Here is a 17,611-nt window from a genome sequence, read left to right on the forward strand (position 1 = left end):
TCATCACATTATGTATGCGGCCGCCGGGATTTGAACCCGGGATCACCGGCTTGGAAGGCCGGCGTCCTAATCCAGCCTAGACTACGGCCGCACTACATTATAATGAGAATAGGAAGGTATTTATTTTTTTCTTCAAGCCAGAAGCGTATTAAAAAGAAAAGAGAGGTTTTTTTAAAAAAATAATAATTAGCTTAACTTATTCTCCTCATTACTAGAACTATAGCTACTATCGCTACTATTAGACCTATTATCCCAGCTATTATACCACCATATGCTATTGTCGTTAAACTACTTACAGTGCTCTTTAGGCTAGCAACTTCGCTATTTAAAGTACCAAGACTTGCACTTAGATTACTTATTTTACCATTTAGTGCTGTAACTTGATTATTTAAAGTAGTGTATTGCGAAGATAACGAGCTAAGTTGACTGCTTAAGGAACTTACAGTGCTATTCAATTTTCCTATTTCACTGTTTAATGTCGAAATCTCAGACTGTAAAGTAGATATTTGAGCGTTAGCATTAGTTAAGCTCTTATTCAAACTCGCTATAGTGGCATTTAACGAAGATATTTCCGCCCTTAATGTATTCACTTCATTATTTAATGCGTTAATAACACTAAGATAGTTTGGAATCGCAGTTATAAACACATTATAAGTAACTGTGTGAGCTCCGTAAGTTACTGTTAAACTACCACTGATCAGGTAAGAAGATATTAACGTTAAACTTGTAGACAATTGAGGAACTTGAAAACTTAACGTAAATGAACCGTTGGCAGCAGTTGTCGTACTTAACGTTTTAGTACCAACTGTCGGTGTATTAAGAGTTAATGTTACTGTTACACCAGATAATGGAGCTACGCTAGAGTTGTATACGTAACCCATCAAATTCACAGTGCCGTTCTGCATAACTACTGAAGTTATGACACCATTTGCGAACTCTACAAACTGTGGATATGTATTCTCATACATTGCCAAGTTTTGTAAAGTTAATACTATTGGAGCTACTGCAGGAGTGGTGACATTAACGTTAATAGTACCGACAGCTACACCACCAGCTACTTCAACAGTAATTTGCCATATCCCTATTACATTGGGGAATGTATAAGCATTAGGTATGTAAATTCCACCGCTCGCATTAACTGTTGTAGGAATACTTGCCGCTAAAGTAGAATTAGGGAAGAACAAGTTTATAGTAGCACCTTGGCCAGCGAACTGAGTGGGAACAACAGCGTCAATTGTCACTGACTTTCCGACATAGTAAATTTGATTATTTACACTTGGACCGTAAAAAGTCACGTTACCAGACGTATAAACCGCAGTACTCACTAACGCTACAACTGAAATTAATATCAAGGTAGATAAAACGAATGTTTTTTTCATAACCATTCACCTCAAATATATGGTAAAGAGAAAAAAATAAAAACCTTTTAACTTGAAACCGCCGTTACGTTGGTATATACTAAGAACGTTGGATATAGAGATATTGCAGGACCACCAGCAAATGGTACTGCAAACATTACTACTGTATGAGGCTCACTTGGAGTTGACATACTTATGAACTGATATGATTGTACTGGTACTTGTAACACTACACCAGGGCCTAGAGATGGTGAATACACTGTCTGGAATGCTGGAGTACCAGGTACTGGAGTACCAGTAGTTACGTTATAGCCTAAGAATGATACTGTCGCTATATAGAACGGATATGGATATGGTACAACGCTAGTTACTGATAACAATATATACTGGCTAGTTGGACTTAGAACCAATGACTTATTATAATAGTAGAAGACCTTGTATTGAGCTGTTTGTGGAACTGTTACACCTAATGGAGCTAACCTAATTGGAGTATTGTTAAATGCGCCTAATGTAGTTTGCCCAGTTACTGTTGCATGAGTGACTGGGTCTTGAACAGTGAACGTTACATTAGAGGTTAATGGCAAAGCTGTGTATGGACCGAAGTGATATCCTGCATATGTATATTGGTTAGCAGTTCCAACTGCAACCTTATGAGATCCTAATACTACATACATCGTCCCGTTTGGACTACTTAATGTTCCAGTTGCTACATATAAGTTAACTACTGCTCCTGAATATACACCAAATGTTGAAGTCTCCGGCAGAGTAGATATTAAATTACCACCGTAAGATGCTACAAACATCCCGTTCATGTAAACTATAGTACTTGCATTGCTTGGATTATACATTACCGTTACCGTTGCATACTTACTAGTTATTTTAACGCTTGTTACTTGTATTTGGGTAATGCTTGCATTGGCTGCGTTAATATCAACTACCTTAGCACTTGGCTGTTGTACTACTGCATAGCTTATCTCAACTGGAATACCAGTTGTAGCGTTAATATACTTTGCAGTGAATATCCATTCAACCGAACCTGGAGTGGTTGGTGACATCACATAGAATTCGCCAACTATTAGTAAGGTCTTATTTGTTACATAGGCTCCACTAACAACATCATGATAGGTTACATATAGGTAGCTTCCATTCAGAGCAGCTGTATTTGGTAGACCTAATAGTGTAGCCAAAGCTGATATGTTAAATAATGTAGTCTCGAATAGTGGGCTGCATTGAGATACTTCACCTAAGCTTGTGGATATTAACAACTTGCTAACATTCAATGGTGATAATACTATTGACTCGTTCATACCATTTAGTTGCACAGTTATTGCAGTAATGTTACCTACGTTAAATCCGTTTTCTACAGCCTCAATTACACCACTTTGAGGACCTATGCTTATACTGCTATAGAACACATAGTATGGATCGGAAATCCCGAATGGCATGTATAGTTTGCCAACCGGGAATACTTGTGGCATTATTAATTCTGGAGTAACATTTGCAAACGTTAGAGTTACCTTATTGGTCTGATACTGTCCTGTACTTAAATAATAGAAGTAAGAAGCATAGTCGGGACTCACATACCACATTACAATCTTGGTGTTTAGTACATACCCTAGTGGCATGTACACAGTTACTACATATGTTGGAGTTGAGATGTTGTATAAGATATTTGTCGTAACAGTATAGCTAGTTCCTGGTTCAAACTTAAAGTCCACTGGATAATATCCAGCTGGAGCTGAAGTATAAGTCAATGCTACTGTTTGTCCATTTAATGTAACAGTAGTAGTTACGGGGGTGGTAGTTGCATTGGGTAGAGGACCTAAGGTTATATTCTTTATCAACTTAGTACCGTTATAAATCGCAACATGTAGGCCAGCATTGCTCATTAAGTCACCTTCTCCCGCAAAAGTAGCATTATTAACTTTGGAATTTGCTGTGGAGGTTTGCAATACTGAACCAGCATCACTCACTTGAGCTAACGTATACATGTTATCGCATGTTAGACCAACTAACGGAGTCTTTGGTACAGTGAAAAAGCTTGGTAGTGCTATATATGCTCTGAATGAACCTAGTGCAATTGGAGTACCTTGAGTGTCAACACCAGTTACAGTCACTGTTGTAGACGGACCCCATATGTGGAAAGTCACTAGATATATGTAACCTAAACTTTCAACAGTGAATCTCAATGGCATAAATACCGCGAAGGATAGTGGAGCTCCGGTTAATGTAGTAGCTATTACATCATAATCGTTGTAATGTACTAAAGGTAAAGACGAGGCCTTAGTTAGATTACCTACAGCCTCAGCAGAATTTTTGGCTTGTGCCAATTCACCCAAATACGTGCTTATTAATGTTGATGGATTTAGTTCAGCTTCGTATACAGATCCATTTAACAAGTAATTACCTGATGAAATAGAGTACTTACCAGTTATGTTAAACATTATTACTACTTGTGGGAAGCCAGTATTTAAAGACACTATTTTATTTATTACTGTCTGGTTATATATTACTGTCGCACTATTATCATCACCCAAGTTTATTGGAACTATAGGGGCTATGAAGAAGGTAAAATTAGCCATTTCGCCAGGTTTACTGAAGAAGAAGTTTATTGTACCATTGAATATATTTGCACTTAATGTTGCACTGCCATTCTGATATATGAAAACGTTAAATGCAACTCCTAATCTACCAGAGAAGATATAATTGCCAGGTGGGGTTACGTTAAAACTGTTAGATGTGTAGATAGTAGTTCCAGTTTGTAATGTTAGAGTTACATTCTCATGAGCAGTAACGTTCATTTGACCATTGAACATTAATATTGGACTTTGAGTTGGAGCAGAGTATAATATCGTATTATTTGATAAGTAGTATTTTTTAAATGGAGGAGCTTGGAAGTTAGCTGTTGGTTTAGAAGCACCAGGAGAAGTATACGTTGTGTTCGCAATCACGAACCAGTATATTAAAGCAGGGGCTAATGAGGAGTAAGTTAAAGTAAAGTTGAATGGTGATGTAGTAGTTGTAATGTAATTATCGTACACAGCTACGGTTATGTTGCTTCTTCCAACTGCGTAATTAGCACCGGGTAACATTTTTGAGTTAGTATAGTATAGTGGATTTAATAATGTACCTACAAGCTTTACTTGCGGAGATATTGTTATGGTATAAGTGACTCCAGCGTAAGAGAATTCTAGTTGAGTGCCTGGTGGTAGTTTTCCTAAACCGTTATATGCGTATGTCTTGCCATCTTTTTGAGCTGCTTGACTAATCAAATATGGTAAGCTTAGCTCACTCATATACTGATTAACTTTTACGCTTCCATTAGTGTAGTTAACGATAGCATAACTTTTAGAAGGAGTTACACCAATGCTTTGTTCATAACTATATGCTAATTCTTCAGAGGAAGTGGGTGTGCCATATTCACCAGTAGTATTTAGTAGTAAAACTACGGAATTATGAGCCACATCAAAATAGGCGAGCTTTTTAAAATTGGAATCACTTAATGTTATTGTTCCATATCCTGAACCATTTGGAAATTTAACACTAAATGTTATAACGTTTAAAGTATAATTAATCGCTAATCCATAATCAAGCTCTGTTGCTTGAGCTCCTATTGTAGCGTTTGAGCTAGCACTAAAGAATAGGTTTATGATCATATTGGAAGTGTTGTAGACAGAGGTGACAGATGGTATTGTGTATATTGCTGAATTGTTTGAGTTTGCTGCTTGTGTTGGCACTACAAATCCAGTTATTATGCCTAAAGTAGATAGGAGGAATACAGAGGTTAGGATTAGACCTAGGGTTTTATTCATACTACCTCTGGTGGTGGAATATGTGAAAATACTTTATAAAGCTTTGTATACAGATTGAATTTTTAGAAGTGGACCGGCCGGGATTTGAACCCGGGACCTCTCGGATGCCAACCGAGCACTCTTCCAGGCTGAGCTACCGGCCCACTGGTTAAGAATTTTTATTTAGACTAAATAAAGTTTATGCGATTGGAAGAGGATTAGGGGGAATGACTACTCTAGGAATAGTTTATGATAAATTTCTCTCCCCATATTTTGCAGGAGGAGGTGCAGTTCACGCTTATGAGGTCACTGTAAGACTTAAAAATTACTTTAAAGTTATCTATTACCCTAGTAGTACTGTCCTAGTTTGGGATAAGGAAGTAGTAAAAGAGAAGGCAAAGGAGTTAGAAACACAAGGTATAAGAATTGCTAATGAATTTTATGAGATATTGGAGAAGAGGGAGAAGATTAGTAAAATCAAGAAGTTTTTATTTGCTGATAAGGTAACTAAGGAGTTTTCTAAAGGTTATAGGGTTGATTCTGATATTTTTGTATCAACCTGACCATACATCACTTGATATTTTCTAGAGAGTGTCCAGAATGCAAATAATTCAATAAAGCTTGAAGGAGAGAAATATAATATTATATAAAATAAAGCATTAAGTACAATTACATCTTTCAATACAGCAGAAGATTAATTTTATATTGTAATGAAAAATAATAGATTTGAGAGAAAAACAGAATTTCAAATATAGCCTACACTACTCTCGTTTCCCAGGAGTGTGGCCACCAATTTCATGCGTTTGAAATATTTGCGTTTATAATTATCACTCCCCTATCCACTAAATACACTTGAGTGTAAAGAATGTTGTAGATTAGGAAGAAGGTCGAGAGCCCAACTCGTTAACCTATTTGAACTTTAGGTGAAGCGAAAGTCCATTGAGGAGAGCCTATGCTTCAATGTCCTTGCTCAGCGTAATCCCTCCTACCAAACCCTCCTATGCTAACATTAAACCAGTCAAAGGCACTATAAGCTGGTAAACCATCATGAAAGTAAATCACTCAATTAACCCTCCTAAAGTACTTACTAGCAATTTCCTCAATCCCCCTCGTGTTAACTAGCACAATCAATACGTGAAAACTACTCCTCAACACAACATCCCTAACGATCCAAACGTAATAATAATTACCCCTAACGCAAACAACCTTAGTCTCGTCAATAGTGTTTCAAGGATACAACGTACTTAACGTTACCAAGCCTCAGTAGAGCAAAGTGGAGTGTGATAACCTCCAGGAGGATAAGTCAGCTAGATAACTCGCTAGGCTTAATGCGATCTCCTCCCTAACGTGAAATCTCGGCTTAAGATTAATATACTTCATTAGGATTAAAATAACTTGGGTGAGCACGGGAATATTCCGTCTATTAGACATGTGTTTACCAACAAAAATCTCATGCTCACCAAAAAAGGTATTACGCTAAGCAAAAGGATTTATTTTACGCGTAAAAACGATTTGCACAATTTATTTCAAATTAAGCAAATTGCTGTCTATATTCCTTGATTTCATCATAAACTAATTAATATAGGAAGAGTCGTGAATTGTGTGGTTAGTTAAGTTTTTTATTCTCATAACTTTCTTTCTCTTGTGATTTCTGTTATTGTTAATGAGTATTTTAAGAGGGGTTTTCTGAAGGATGCTCTTCACAGTGTTTTTTCTCAAACATTAGACAAGAGTTTGTATGAGGTTATTGTTGTTAAGAGGGAGGAGGATAGGGAGGTTGATGATTATGCTAGGAAGAATGGTGCTAAGATAATTTACGATGATTCACCTCAATTAGGTAAAAGGTTTTATGTTGGTATTGAGGAGTCACGTGGTGAAATTATTACATTTCTTGAGGATGATGATATGTATGCTCCAGAGAAGTTGGCTTATATTCGTGAAAAAATGGGTGATAAAGTTGTTGGTGGGTTTAAGAATTTGTTATATAAAATTGACTATAAGGGGAATGTGATAGGGAAGGAGGAGAAGTTCATAGCTAAGGATGAATTAGTTACTCCACAGAACTACAAAAATGGAAAGTATATTAGATTTTTTGGGAATAATTCTTCTATAGCCGTGAGGAGAGAAATAATAGGTGAGGAGTTAAAGAAGATAGATCTAGTTGTTGATAGATATCTATCGATACTCTCAATTTGTTCTGGTGGTTACTATTATCTCAATAATTACCTAACATATTATCGTATTCACCCTCAAAACGATTCTAGGAATAGAAACTTAGAGAGAAGAATTAAAGGGAGTTTAAGGTGTTTTTCTGATCTTCAACTTATTTACGAGAAATATAAAAATTGCTCTAAAGAGATTGAGAAGACTATAAGACTATTTCTCCTTATGTATAAAATGCAACTTTCAATTTACTCTCTTTTCCCCGAATCGAATCTTCCAAAATTTAACTTAACGGCAAGGGAAAAGTTATTCTTGTTAAATACTGCAAATCTCTTTCCAATAAATACTGTGAAAGTTATTCTACTTTCATTGCCTAGCGAGGAATTGAAGAGAAGAGTATTTTCATATCTATACAAAAAAGACCAAAGACGTCTCAAACGCAAATAATTCAATAAAGCTTGAAGGAGAGAAATATAATATTATATAAAATAAAGCATTAAGTACAATTACATCTTTCAATACAGCAGAAGATTAATTTTATATTGTAATGAAAAATAATATACTACGAAGAAAAATAGAATTTCAAATAGTAGTTTCCTGAAAATTACGTATAATATATAACGTTTAATTTTTCCAATGCAAGATAAGGTATATCTATACTATACTATGTATGCTTCAACTATTTACGATTATTTAAATCTTTTTGGAGAGAATCTATGTTAGTGCTCAAGGTTTAAGGGATCTAAGATGAATTTACGTAAAGTACTAATCGAGATTCTTCCTCTTTTCATAGGGAACTTATATAGACCATTTCGTATCTTGTTAAGGTTTTTTAAAAATGTTTTTACAACCGAAATCCTCACTTTTTGGGTAGGGAAGAGGTCGAAATTAACTTAATCTTGTGTATGGGTCCGCCGGGATTTGAACCCGGGACCACGACGACCCGAACGTCGCATCCTAGTCCAGGCTAGACCACGGACCCCTATTATTTAAATTATAACTCGTGTTTATAACACTAATGGCAATTGATGAACTATTCGATTCCTATGTGATAGAGACTATCGGTAAGAGAATATCTGGAGATATTGTTTGGAGTAAAGATGTTTCCGCATCCTTAAGGAAATGGAGGGAGATGTTTAACATTTCCCAAGGTGAATTGGCTAGGGAGATGGGGATTAAACAGTCTGTTATCGCAGATTACGAGAGGGGGAGAAGGCAAGCTGGTAGTGAGTTCATTAAGCGCTATGTTTCTGCTTTGATTTCTATAGACGCTAGGAGAGGTCATAAGGTTACTAAAGAGTTGGCTAAGATGTTCGGTATAAATTTCCCTTTCATTGTCGACATGAGGGATTTCAATTCTCCTATTGGCATAGATAAGTTAGTTAGGGCTGTTGATGGCGTTATTGTAAACTCTTTTGTTACTGATAAAAAGGTTTATGGTTATATTGTTACTGATAGTATTAGGGCTATTCTGAGTTTGAGTGGTTTAGAGTTTTATCAAGTATTGAGCATGATGGTGAATAGGGTTGTGGTCTTCACAAGGGTAAGTAGCGGTAGATCTCCAATGATAGCACTTAAGGTTGCCCCAATAAGGCCTCAAGTAGTGGTTTTCCATAGACCGATTAAGCTAGATCCCTTAGCTTTAATGCTAAGTGAGGTTGAGGAAATAAATGTTATAGTCTCTACTAAACCAACTGAGGAGGATTTGATCAAGAGTTTGAAGTCCCTTCTTGCAGAATCATAATCGCCTTTGCTATATCACCATTCGCCTTAATTAGGGCTTCTCTTGCCTCTTTTTCGCTTTTTCCGGTCTGTTCTGCGACGAATTTTACATCTTCTTCTTTTATCTCTACTTGCTGATTACTTTGTTTTTGCTCTTCCCTAGTTTGTCCGCCGAATATAACTATTGCCTCATTGCCCATGACGTTAGTTTTTGTAACAGTGGGATTTTCGATTATTATATTCTTTTCATTAGTCTCAATTATCACTCTGATTGCATTTATTTGTTCAGTTTTTATTCCCATTCTTTCCATTTTCTTTAGGTCAGAGGGTTTTATTTTTACCATTACAAGTTTTATTGAAGAAGAAGTAAACTTAATAGTTTGCGGTTACAATATTTCACAAATGAATTACTTTCTGAAAATATTAGGTGGTGGAAGAGAGGTAGGCAGGTCTGCCATTGAGGTCGGAAATAGTGATAGCAGTGTAATATTAGATTACGGAGTGAACTTTGATGAAAAGGATAATCCAAATTTTCCATTGCAGGAAGTACCTAGTAGAGTGAAAGGCTTCATTGTATCCCACGCACATTTGGACCACATAGGGGCATTGCCTATCTATCAAATAGGTTCACTGAATACTAAGGTATATGGCACTGTGGCAACTAGGATAATAACAGAGGTTATGTTAAAGGATTTTCTAAAGCTTTCCGGTTCTAAAATACCTTACGAGTGGGTTGAGGTAAGGAAGACAATGGACAATTTTATGACGATCGGATATGGAGAAGAGACGGAAGTTGATAGTATGAAAATCTCGTTATACAATGCTGGCCACATACCGGGAAGTTCAATTATTAAGGTGTCATCAGAGAAAGGTTCAGTAGTTTTTACTGGAGACATTAACTTAACGGAGACTAAATTGATGAAACCAGCGGAAATTGAGAGTATAGGAGATGCAAACGTTTTAGTTATGGAGTCAACTTATGGTAAATTTAACCATCCCAACAGGAAAGACGTTGAAAATGAATTCTATGAGAAGGTTGTAGAAGTGGTAGAGAGTGGTGGGACTGTTTTAGTACCAGCTTTTAGCTTGGCTAGGAGCCAAGAAGTCTTGTCTGTATTAGCGGAAAGGGATTTTCCTTATCCAGTTTACTACGATGGAATGTCTAGAGAAATAACGGAGATAATGCTTGGTTTTAGAGAGTTTTTGAATAGACCGGATTTACTTAAGAAGGCTTACGATAATTTCAATTACGTTAAGGGATGGGAGGATAGGCATAGGGCATGGAAGGAGAAAGGAGTTATCGTTGCTAGTGCGGGAATGCTTAAAGGTGGACCAGCTGTTTATTATTTCAAAAAACTTTCAGAAAATAGTAAGAATGCAATATTCTTAGTTAGTTACCAGGCCATTAACACACCAGGAAGAAGATTATTGGAAATGGGTAAGTTCGATGAATATTCTGGGTTATTAAAGGCTAGATTGGAAATTTTTGACTTCTCAAGTCATGCTGGGAGAAGGCAATTATTAGAAATAGTTAAATCAATTAAGGGTTTGGAAAAGGTGGTACTAGTTCACGGTTCTCCAGATAATGAAACATCATTGGCTGATTTAATAAAGCAAGAGACTGGAATTGAAGTTGTAATTCCGGAAAATGCTCAAGAAATTAGTTTATAAATGTTTAAAGTAGACGTAATTTGTGATAATACTATTTATTCACGCCTCAGACTTCTCATTTAATGTAAAGGAGAAAGCTATTAAGGAACCAGAAGAGGCTAAATTGAAGTCAATAGAGTTGAAGAACGTTCTAGTGTGTTTTACTACAGTTGAGAAAGGTGATGATGAGGAGATTTTAAACAAGGCAATAAATGATATCTTAGATGTTTATAATAAGGTAAAAGCGGATTCCGTGGTTATTTACCCTTATGCCCACTTATCTTCTAACTTAGCAAATCCAGATATGGCGATAAAGATACTCGAATCGTTGGAGAACTTATTGAAGGACAAGGTAAAGGTTTATAGGGCACCATTTGGTTGGTATAAGGCTTTTTCTATATCTTGCTATGGTCATCCCTTAAGCGAGTTGTCAAGGAGAATAAAAAAGAGTGAGGAGTTAGAGAAGAGTGAGGAGTTGAAGTACTGTGAAAAGTTCGGATTTCCCACCTCTGCTGAAAGCACGTTCATGAGGAGAGCAGTAATAGGATATTTGAGAAACCTATTTCAACCACTTTATGAATCTGAGAATAATGAAATCGTAAGTAATGGCGAGATGAGCGTACTTTATCAAAATACAGAAAGCGGAAGACCTCTCCCATGTATCAATGAAAATCCTAGGGTAATAGTAGTTTATGGTGGTGTTAAGGAATTAGATTTTCCTAAAGAGATTGCTGATAGTAAAAATAGGATTAAGATCTGGTGGATAAAGGAGGGTAGGACTTATGTAGACGTTGGAAGATTGGTATATTACTTCATTTTAGAGTCGATTAAGAAACAGCCTCCTACTTTGCCAGATTGGCTTAATCCAATTCAGGTTAGACTCTTACCAGTTAAGAAGGACTTCTTAGATTTCTCAACACAAGTTGCAGAAAGGTTAAGAAAGGAGGGAATAAGAGTTAACATTGACGATTTGGATGATAGTTTAGGAAATAAGATAAGGAGAGCTGGGACTGAGTGGATACCTTTCGTTATAATTATAGGAGAAAGGGAAGTGAAGACTAATACGCTCACTGTAAAAATTAGAGTGAATAATGAGCAAAAGAGTATGAGTATCGAGGAGTTAGTTAAGGAGATAAAGGATGAGGTTAAGGAAAGGCAGAATTTACCACTTTATTATAGCCTCTATAGGCGATAAAACCGATAAGGTGGTGAAGTGTGAAATTTTAAATCAGACAAATATCTCACGCTGCGATTAAATAGAATGATCCAGACCTTGTATGTATGAGTAATGTAAATCCATAATAAATTAGAATAACTCCTTAACCGGAGGAATTAAGTCTAATAGGCGTAAATGAATTTTTTATTTTAAATTCAGATTTTTCATGGATGATAGTAGAAGCTAAGGTTCCGTTAAAGCTAACGTTATTTGGAGAGCACGCTGTAGTTTATGATAGGCCAGCCATTGCGATGACTATTTCAGAGAGCTTAAAGGTTAGAGTAAGTGAGAGTGATAAATTCCTAATTATATCGCCATCCCTTAATATAAGAGGGGTTAAGTTAGATCTAAATGAGATGAAAATTGAGAGTGATGAAGCGAAAAAAGTGCTTAGATACGTATTTGAGGTATTAAATTACTTTGGAATGAAGAGACCAGTAAAAATAGAAATAGATTCCACTGTTGAACCATCTGTTGGATTAGGTACTAGTGCTGCTGTTATTGTTGGTACTGTTGCTGCTTATTCCAGATATTTAGGAATTGAGTTAAACAAAGATGAAATAGCTAAAATTTCCCACGACATAGAGTTAAAGGTTCAAGGAATAGCAAGTAGAATGGATACCTATACTGAAACTTATGGTGGTTTAATTTATTTTCCACCGGGCGGAAAGGGATTTGAAAGGATAGATTCTGATTTTAAATTAACTGCTGGGTATATAAAGAGGAGTATGAGTACTGCTGATGTTTTATGGCGGGTTAGAAAACTCAAGGAATTAAACAAGGAAGTCTTCGATAGTATATTAGATGTAATAGGTGAGATAACTAATAGAGCTAGATCCTTAATATTTGAACAAAATTACGAGGAATTAGGACTCTTAATGTACGTAAATCACGGCTTATTGTTTTCTTTAGGGGTAACTTCCCCAGAAACTGATGAGATAGTTTCTAGAGCTAAACAATTGGGAATAAAAGGTTGTAAGATCAGTGGAGGAGGGGCTGGTGGTTCTATAATATGTGTAAAGTCCAATGAGGCTGAAGTTCTTTTAAGGAGTTACAACGCTAAGATAGTTGACTCAACCCTAACTAAAGATGGAGTCAATTTTTCGATAATATGAGGAAAAGTCTAATTTACCAGTAACTAAAAGATAGATTATTGTGTGTGGAATTATAGGGGTTGTGTCGAATAGGGAAAGCAATAGACTAGCTGAACTAGTAGTATCATGCCTAAATAGACTAGAATACAGAGGCTATGATAGTGTTGGTGTTGCTGCGCTTTCAAATACAAATTTAGAGATAAGAAAGGCTAAGGGTACGGTTGAGGAAGTAGTAAGGAAGAAGAATATTAAAGAATTATCTGGTTACGCGTTTTTAGGACATACTAGATGGGCTACTCACGGTGGTCCTACTGACTATAATGCTCATCCCCATACAGATTGCAATAATAATATAGCGGTAATTCATAATGGAACTATAAGGAACTTTAAAGAACTAAGAGATGAGTTACAAGCTCTAGGACACAGGTTCAAGAGTGAGACTGATACTGAAGTAATACCTCATATGATGGAGGAATACATGAAAAGGGGTGTGGACACTTTTCAAGCATTTAGAAGTGCAATAAGGGGTATTCAAGGTAGTTATGCAGTTTTAGCAGTAGTTAAGGGGGAAAGGAGAATTTTCTTTGCGAAGAGAGATAATCCATTAGTAATAGGATTGGGAGACGAAAAGACGTTTATAGCTAGCGATATTCCTTCGTTTTTACCTTATACTCGAAAGGTTATAGTAATATCTGATGGAGAGCTAGGCTATATAACGCCAAATAGCGTTTATATAGAAGACGAAAACGGCAATCCAATAGACGTCACAAGTAGGATAAAGATAATAGATTGGGACGCATCATCAGCCTCCAAAGAAGGATACCCTCACTTTATGCTTAAGGAAATTCATGAAAGTCCGATAGCTGTTAAAGATACAATTTCTGGACTTTTAAGTGAAATTGATAAGATAAGTGAAATCGCTGAGGAAATAAGGGAATCCTCTAGAATAATAGTTACTGCTGCTGGAACAAGTTATCACGCTGGGTTATATTTCTCTTTATTACTTGCTAGAAAGGGGTATACGAGTATTCCATTAATTGCATCAGAATATCATAATTTTAGAGCCAGAAAAGGTGATATTGTAATTGCGATAAGTCAAAGTGGAGAAACTCTAGATGTAAAAATGGGAATTAGGAAATTTAAAGAGGAAGGGGCTAAAATAATCGCGTTAACAAATGTAATTGAGAGCGATATAGCTAGGGAAAGCCACTACAAACTATATATGAGAGCTGGACCAGAAATTGGAGTTGCGGCTACAAAAACTTTCACATCTGAAATAGCATCTTTACTCTTTTTGTATTCCCTAATAGAAAAAGAAAGCATAAATTATCTAGAAAAGGTCCACGAGACAGTGAGAAATGTAATAACTGAGACTGAAGGATTTGCTAAGAAAATTGGGGAGGAATTAGCTACTAAAAACAATGTTTATTATTTAGGAAGAGGACTTGGAGTACCTTTAGCAATGGAAGGGGCATTAAAGATAAAGGAAATAGCATACATTCACGCTGAAGCATATCCGGCTGGAGAAAGTAAACACGGACCAATAGCGTTAGTTGAAAATGGATTTCCAATAGTCTTTATAAATGATGGAGAACTGGTAGATGAATTGGAGAAGAATTTACAAGAGATGAAAGCGAGAGGTGGTAAGACTTATTCAATAAGTGTAAATAAAAGACTTAGCTTCGCAGATACTGAGATTCTGGTAAACGCTGATGAAAAGGTATCTTCACTTGTGATAGCTCCTATAATCCAATTAATAGCGTATTACGCTTCTGTTAAGAGGGGATATGATCCAGATAAGCCTAGAAACTTAGCCAAAACAGTCACGGTTGAGTAAAGATGAAGGCTATAGTGTTAGCTGGGGGAAAGGGAGAAGGACTATTGCCATACACTCATAAGATTCAGAAAGAGGCTATTACAATACTAGGTAAAGCGATAATAAATTACACAATAGATGGTCTAAAGAAAGCGGGTATAAAAGAGTTTGAGATAGTCGTAAACGAGAAGGGAAGCCAAATAGAAGAAGAGATAGAGAAGCTTGATGTATCCTTTGAGACTATAGTGCAAAAGAGACAAGGAATTGATGGAGCGATTCTAGATGGTATGGAAAAGATTGATGATGATATATTTGTGTTGGCATTTGGTGATATTATAGCCCCTGCGGAGTTCTACAAGAGCCTTATGGACACTTACATAATGACAGGTAGGCAAGCGGTTATACCTTTGATACCAGTAAGTGAGGGAACAGAAACTTACGGTTTGGTTAAAATCATTGACAATAAACTGAAGGTAGTTAAAGAAAGCTCAACTCTAGCATTAGGTGGAGCTTACATATTACCAAAACCAAAAGACAATTTCACTTCTCTTCTGGATTATATTGATCTTCTCTCTAGTAGAGATAAACTCAACTATTTTATTTGGTCGGAGAGTTGGGTTGACATAGGTTACCCAGAGGATTTACTATTTGCATTAGAAACGTTGCTGAGAAGAAAAGAGAGCGTGATATCAGATAAGGCTGAGATTTCGAAAAACGCAATAATAGGAAAAGGAGTTATTGTTGAAGATAATGTAACAATAGAAGAATATGCAGTGATTAAAGGTCCAGCTTATATTGGTAAGAACGCTTATATAGGATCATTTTCTTTAGTAAGAGATTATTCTTCCATAGAAGAAGGAGCAAAAGTGGGAGCTTACTGTGAAATTGCCCATTCTCTGATCGAACCCTTTGCTGAAGTGGGTTCTAAATCGTATTTGACTTACTCAATAGTGGGTAAAAGAGCTAAGATAGGTGCTTCTGTCGTAACTGCGAGTTATCCAGCACAATCACTAAGTAGACCTAGATTCAACAAACTAGGTGCTTTAATTTCACCAGAAAAAGTAATTAAACATGGAAGTGTAATAGAGGCCGGAATGAAGATTTAATAAAAAAGTCTAAATTTCTTCAGCGTTTTTCTCTATCTTCTTCTTAAAAGAACTACGGCAACCACTACTATAACTATTATCACTATTACAATACCTATTATAATTGGAGTTGATAGCCCAGAGCTGGTAGCAGACACTGTTGTTGAAGAAGACGAAGATGTAGTTAAAGTAGAAGTTGTAGTTGAAGTAGTTGAAGTTGTGGACGTAGAAGTCGTAGTCGAGGACGTAGAAGAAGTCGTAGTTGAAGTAGTTGAAGAAGATGTAGTTAAAGTAGAAGTTGTAGTTGAAGTAGTTGAAGTTGTGGACGTAGAAGTCGTTGTACTTGTTGTTGAAGTAGTGCTGGTGGTCGATGTTGTACTGGTCATTGTTGTAGTTGAAGTAATAGTAGGTATTAATCCAGTACTTACTATACCATGAGGTGTGATATAAGTTATATTTATTTGATATTGCGTTCCGGTATATTCTTCAGGTATCTTTAATTCTATCCAAGAACTACCATATGCAAATTCAGTGCTATTACTGCCAAAGTAAGGTTCTTGAGATGATTGATCATTTATTTTTAGTGTTGAAGTGAAATTACCTAGGACTGTTATAAATGGCTTAAGAGAAGAGGATTGTGGTAAAACCTCAACTATAACTTTATCGATTAAGCTAAATGGATATTTAGATAGGATGTATGTGTACCCATTTGTTGTTACAAACGATACTGTAATGTTATTAGATGTATATGTATTAGATGTAATTAAAGTGCCATTTAACCCATAACTAACATTTACAAAAATTAAAAATGGAATGTATCCTAATACTTGCTGATAATTACTAATATTGTAGAACTGAATATAATTGTAGAAATAATATAGACCTTGCGGGACGTAACCTGGTACTAGAATCGGTATGTAAGAGGAATTTAAGAGAGGTGGTTGTAATTCAAATGGAGCGTTATACAGCCTATACATATTGGTGATAAATATTGATGAATAGGTATATGTTGCTACGGATATATTCCAACCACGAATATTTGTTATTGTTAGATTTACCGTGTAGAGCTTATTTGGTATTCCACTCACTAACATTAGGTTTGCACTATTATTTAGTAAGATGTTAGCAGATACGACCTTAGATACACTATTCACGTTAATTGTTAGAGACTGGCCGTTCACGGTTAAAACGTTCTTACCGGTCGGTAAAGATAATGTAACCGGAGAGTATGAATAGGGAGGAATAGTTATTGTAGTATATGAGTTACCATTAAGATAAACAGTTACTGTTTCACTAGTTGGGTTATTATTTATGACGTAAGCCGTAAATGAGGCTGATGAACTAGCAGTAGGAATTGTAATAAAGCCGGTTGGAACGAGTGCTATATTACTTACTGTTTGTGATTGTGCTAGCGTCAGTGGAATTGCAAACATTAAAATTGCAAATAGAGATATAAAACCAGTTACAAGTACTTTTCTTAAACTCACTGACATCACATTATGCAAACCGTGTTTATAAATAAACTTTTTGCTTAGTAGTATTATGTTAGAAAGTATTAAATACAGTACTTCAAGTAATTTTAGATAGAAGATTTATTATCAATTTTCCTTCAATGTATCATTAACGCCTCTTAAAAAAAATTTTTAAATAAAACTGCATATAGACCTAGTGTTAATTCTTGTATTGACTAGAATATTCCAAGATAATGTCAAAGTT

General features: G+C 35.9%; 11 protein-coding genes, 3 tRNA genes and 2 pseudogenes. 8 read left to right on the forward strand and 8 right to left on the reverse strand.

What is annotated here, in order from left to right:
• Positions 1-15: 15 nt before the first annotated feature.
• From GFS03_RS09625 to GFS03_RS09640, 4 genes are all read right to left on the reverse strand, one after another.
• Positions 16-91 (reverse strand) — tRNA-Gly (locus GFS03_RS09625).
• Between the two features lie 100 nt (positions 92-191).
• Positions 192-1,385 carry a glycosylated S-layer protein, SlaB gene (locus tag GFS03_RS09630; protein WP_153423830.1) on the reverse strand — a complete coding sequence of 398 codons (1,194 nt, stop codon included), beginning with the start codon at positions 1,383-1,385 and terminating at the stop codon, positions 192-194.
• Positions 1,386-1,426: 41 nt separating this feature from the next.
• Entirely contained in the window at positions 1,427-5,170 is a 3,744-nt protein-coding gene (locus GFS03_RS13595; RefSeq protein ID WP_238699092.1) for a glycosylated S-layer protein, SlaA, read from the reverse strand.
• 69 nt (positions 5,171-5,239) lie between these two features.
• Positions 5,240-5,313, reverse strand: a tRNA-Ala gene (locus tag GFS03_RS09640).
• Between the two features lie 63 nt (positions 5,314-5,376).
• On the opposite strand from GFS03_RS09640, the pseudogene GFS03_RS09645 reads away from it, so the two are divergent.
• Positions 5,377-5,734: pseudogene (locus tag GFS03_RS09645) on the forward strand (glycosyltransferase family 1 protein); the annotation flags it as partial.
• Between the two features lie 210 nt (positions 5,735-5,944).
• Here GFS03_RS09645 and GFS03_RS09650 read toward each other — a convergent pair.
• Positions 5,945-6,633 (reverse strand): annotated as a pseudogene (locus GFS03_RS09650) (IS6 family transposase).
• A gap of 160 nt (positions 6,634-6,793) precedes the next feature.
• Between GFS03_RS09650 and GFS03_RS09655 the strand changes: the two are divergent.
• Complete coding sequence (locus tag GFS03_RS09655) at positions 6,794-7,759, forward strand: glycosyltransferase family A protein (RefSeq protein WP_153423832.1); 966 nt, start codon at positions 6,794-6,796, stop codon at positions 7,757-7,759.
• Positions 7,760-8,218: 459 nt separating this feature from the next.
• On the opposite strand, the gene GFS03_RS09660 is transcribed toward GFS03_RS09655, so the two are convergent.
• Positions 8,219-8,294 (reverse strand) — tRNA-Pro (locus GFS03_RS09660).
• Between the two features lie 36 nt (positions 8,295-8,330).
• Between GFS03_RS09660 and GFS03_RS09665 the strand changes: the two genes are divergently transcribed.
• Complete coding sequence (locus tag GFS03_RS09665) at positions 8,331-9,056, forward strand: helix-turn-helix domain-containing protein (RefSeq protein WP_153423834.1); 726 nt, start codon at positions 8,331-8,333, stop codon at positions 9,054-9,056.
• Here the strand turns inward: GFS03_RS09665 and GFS03_RS09670 are convergent.
• Positions 9,022-9,378 carry a nascent polypeptide-associated complex protein gene (locus tag GFS03_RS09670; protein WP_153423836.1) on the reverse strand — a complete coding sequence of 119 codons (357 nt, stop codon included), beginning with the start codon at positions 9,376-9,378 and terminating at the stop codon, positions 9,022-9,024. The two genes, GFS03_RS09665 and GFS03_RS09670, sit on opposite strands and share 35 nt — an antisense overlap.
• 58 nt (positions 9,379-9,436) lie before the next feature.
• Here GFS03_RS09670 and GFS03_RS09675 point away from each other — a divergent pair, with 58 nt between their 5' ends.
• The 5 genes from GFS03_RS09675 (at position 9,437) to GFS03_RS09695 (ending at position 15,916) form a co-directional block, all read left to right on the forward strand.
• Positions 9,437-10,705, forward strand: coding sequence for an MBL fold metallo-hydrolase (locus GFS03_RS09675; protein ID WP_153423838.1), 1,269 nt, complete (start codon positions 9,437-9,439; stop codon positions 10,703-10,705).
• Between the two features lie 22 nt (positions 10,706-10,727).
• A complete protein-coding gene (locus tag GFS03_RS09680) occupies positions 10,728-11,879 on the forward strand; it encodes a threonyl-tRNA synthetase editing domain-containing protein (protein ID WP_153423840.1) in 1,152 nt (383 codons plus the stop codon).
• Between the two features lie 191 nt (positions 11,880-12,070).
• Positions 12,071-13,015: a mevalonate kinase gene (mvk, locus tag GFS03_RS09685; protein ID WP_153423842.1), complete on the forward strand. Its 945-nt coding sequence runs from the start codon at positions 12,071-12,073 to the stop codon at positions 13,013-13,015.
• 40 nt (positions 13,016-13,055) lie between these two features.
• On the forward strand, positions 13,056-14,831 hold the full coding sequence (gene glmS / locus GFS03_RS09690; protein ID WP_153423844.1) for a glutamine--fructose-6-phosphate transaminase (isomerizing): 1,776 nt from the start codon (positions 13,056-13,058) through the stop codon (positions 14,829-14,831).
• Positions 14,832-14,833: 2 nt separating this feature from the next.
• On the forward strand, positions 14,834-15,916 hold the full coding sequence (locus GFS03_RS09695; protein ID WP_153423846.1) for a sugar phosphate nucleotidyltransferase: 1,083 nt from the start codon (positions 14,834-14,836) through the stop codon (positions 15,914-15,916).
• Positions 15,917-15,948: 32 nt separating this feature from the next.
• On the opposite strand, the gene GFS03_RS09700 is transcribed toward GFS03_RS09695, so the two are convergent.
• Complete coding sequence (locus GFS03_RS09700; protein WP_153423848.1) at positions 15,949-17,487, reverse strand: hypothetical protein; 1,539 nt, start codon at positions 17,485-17,487, stop codon at positions 15,949-15,951.
• Positions 17,488-17,611: the final 124 nt, after the last annotated feature.

This window comes from Sulfolobus sp. E5-1-F (genome assembly GCF_009601705.1).
Taxonomy (GTDB): Archaea; Thermoproteota; Thermoprotei_A; order Sulfolobales; family Sulfolobaceae; genus Saccharolobus.